Origin of the sequence: Roseovarius autotrophicus, assembly GCF_018069895.1 — a bacterium.
GTDB classification, from domain to species: domain Bacteria; phylum Pseudomonadota; class Alphaproteobacteria; order Rhodobacterales; family Rhodobacteraceae; genus Roseovarius; species Roseovarius autotrophicus.
Window position 1 is genome coordinate 1 of record NZ_JAGQDH010000053.1, and the last position, 3,008, is coordinate 3,008.

The 3,008-nt window shown below is 55.9% G+C and carries 2 protein-coding genes; both read right to left on the minus strand.

The features are described from left to right. Nucleotides 1–109 precede the first annotated feature (109 nt). A complete protein-coding gene (locus KAK09_RS18380) occupies nt 110–1,129 on the minus strand; it encodes a beta-barrel domain-containing protein (protein ID WP_210880374.1) in 1,020 nt (339 codons plus the stop codon). Continuing rightward, nucleotides 1,126–2,871, minus strand: a complete 1,746-nt coding sequence (locus KAK09_RS18385) for a type I secretion system permease/ATPase (RefSeq protein ID WP_336244486.1) — start codon at nt 2,869–2,871, stop codon at nt 1,126–1,128. The genes KAK09_RS18380 and KAK09_RS18385 overlap by 4 nt, the downstream gene beginning before the upstream one ends. Nucleotides 2,872–3,008 lie beyond the last annotated feature (137 nt).

Here is a 3,008-nt window from a genome sequence, read left to right on the forward strand (position 1 = left end):
CAGTCACCCGCCAGCTACATGGAGAGCGCGGCTGACTGGCCGCCGCCCGCCACGCGCGCCCCGCAGAAACCCCAGGTGGCCTAGTTTTGCGCCGCCCCGTGGCCCAATTTTACTCCGGCGTTGACAGTCGCTGTGGATCACTCTCATCCCGGATTGATGCGGGAGAAATCGACATGACTTCACCTTCCAGTGACCCATAAACCGCATGATCATAGGCCGTCACCTTGACCGTTGCGCGCAATCCGGGGCGGATGAACGCAATGTCGCGCGGCTGGACGCGCGCCTCGACCAGCAGTTCATCATCAAGTGGCACGATGGTCATCAACTGCCCGTTTGGTGGCACTGCCCCGCCGACGGTTGTAATGGCAATGTCCTTCACGATGCCGCGCACGGGCGAGCGTAGCGTCGCACGCCGGAGCTGATCAAGCCGCCCCCGGAGTTCGGCCCGAAGCGCCTCTGCTTCGGCGCGCGCAACACTTAGGCTTTCGCGCGCAACGACATAGTAGTCATGCCGGACGTCATCTTCGCGTATGTTGAGGTCCACGATCTGACGGTTGAGCCGTACCAGTTCCATCCGCGAGGATGCACCGAGTTCGGAAAGGCGGGTCATCGTCGCCAGTTCATCCTGCAACAATGCGCGCGATTCCTCGATCAGTTCGATGGCGGACAGGAAGCTCTGGCGGCGCGCTTCATAAAGCGCAGTTTCCAACACGATCAGTTCCTCTGGAATCTCTTGATCAGCTGGAAAATTCAATGGTCGATCGGACACTTCGGCTGCCAAACGCTCAATCCGGGCGAGGCGAGCAAAGAGTTTTGCCCTCGTTTCATCGACCGAAGCTTCAAGCCGCGCCGGATCCAGTCGGACAAGAACCTCATTTACCTCTACCAGTTGATCTGCGCGCACATGCAATTCACTTACAAGCCCACCTTCAAGGGACTGGATCACTTGTTCATTCTGAAACGGAATAACAACGCCGTCCGCGGTGGTGACTTCATCGAGGGTTGCGAAATAGGCCCACAAGAACCCGGCCGCAAAAAGAAAAGCGACAAGCCATATAATCCGCCTCTGGTGTCGTTCGTCAGGCTCATCGCCATGAAGCAAATTCTCTTGGTCGCTGATCAGCATCATTTTCTGGCCCCACGCATTTTTGCCAGCACCTCTTCGCGTGGACCGTCAAGAATGATCTGGCCCTTGTCCAGAACGATCAGCCGGTCAACAAGTTGAAGAATCCGGTGCCTGTGCGTCGCCACTATCAACGTGCGCCCGATTGCCACTTTCCGCAATTCCTCTATAAAGCCTTTCTCGGTTGTATCATCCATTGACGATGTCGGCTCGTCCAGCAGCAGGACGGATGGGCGCCTCAACATCAGTCTTGCCAACAGGATCGACTGTTTTTGTCCACCGGAAAGCCCAGTCCCGCCTTCCAATACCTGATAATCCCAACCGTTTTCGAAACAACTCAGAAACGCCGCGCCGCCCGCCACATCTAGCGCCGCAAGAAGCTCTATTTCAGTTGCATTCGGGTTTCCCAACATCAGGTTGTCGCGCAAGGTTCCATAGAACAGCCGCGCATTTTGCGACAGATAGGAGATATCACGCCGCAAATCGGCCGGATCGATTGCATTAATTGGCAACGAGTCTACGCGGATTTGCCCGGATTCCGGAAATAGCTGGCCTGACAAGGCTTGCAACAAAGTTGATTTCCCGGCACCGTTCCGGCCAACCAGACCGACCCGCTCTCCTGCCTCGATATGCAGTCGCTTTACGGACAAGGCCGAGAAAGTGGCCGACTGATACTTAAGGGCAACGTCTTCGAAAACGTAGCTGCCACTCAATCTTGCGCAACTGACGCGGGTCTCCTCGGGAGGGTGGTCAATGGGCATCTGCATGATCTTCTTCAGCCCTTGTGCCCCGATACGGGCTTGCTGCCATCGCGACAGCACTGCGGAAACCTGACTCATCGGGGCAATCATGCGTGCCCCGAGGATCGAAGCCCCGACTAGCGTACCGGTCGTGATTTCGCCATTCATCACCATCGGGGCACCTATTGCGACGGTTACAGCATAGACACTTTGTTGAACAACCTGTGTCCACGACGTCAGTCCCCCTATCAGACGGCGCTCCGATGACTGGGCGCTGGCTGTCGATACAGAGGTCTGCTGCCAGATATGTTCAAACCGATCCTCTGCTTGCAGTGCCTTGATATCCTCAATGCCCTGTATCGTTTCGACAAGGATCGCGTTGCGCAGCGCCGCCTCGCGTTGGGCAGATTGCGCCGCTTTCTTCAGCTTGGGCTGCATCAATAGTCCCGGCAGAACAATTGCAAACAACGCGCAGATCGGAATAAGGACCAAGGGTCCTGCGATCACCCAGAAAATCCCGCAGAACAGTATGAAGAATGGCAGATCCATGACAACACCGACCGAAGTAGACGTCATTGCGTCGCGCATCGTATCAATGTCGCGAATCTGTGCGATGAAGCTGCCGGTCGATTTGGGTTTATGGTCATTGCGCACGCGCAGCGCACGCCCGAACACGGTCTCGGAAAGGCGTAACCCTGCCTTGCGGCCTAGAACATCCAGCAGCACAATTCGAGAATGCTTTAGGAAAAATTCAAAGGAATACGCCAGTATTACGCCGATGAACAGCACGGCTAGAGTCGGATAAGACTGTGCTGGAATGACGCGGTCATAGACCTGTATCGAGAAGATGATACCCGCAAGGCCAAGAGAATTGATCATGAAAGATGCAATAATCACGGTCCAGTAGGGCGTCAGTGACGGAAACAGCGTTTTGCGCAGCCAATTGTCACTGACAGGTGCAATATACGTATCAACACGGGTATCCGATAGGTTACGCAAGGGCCGCACCAGAAAGAAGCGGCTGAGAACGGCGGTGCAAAATTAGGCCACGGTAGCGGCGGGATAGTCTCGCTGCGGGCGGAGTAAAATTCTGCCACTTTTCCCTTCTTGCGGCTGCAGGGAGGGTGGGGAGATCTATACCGTGG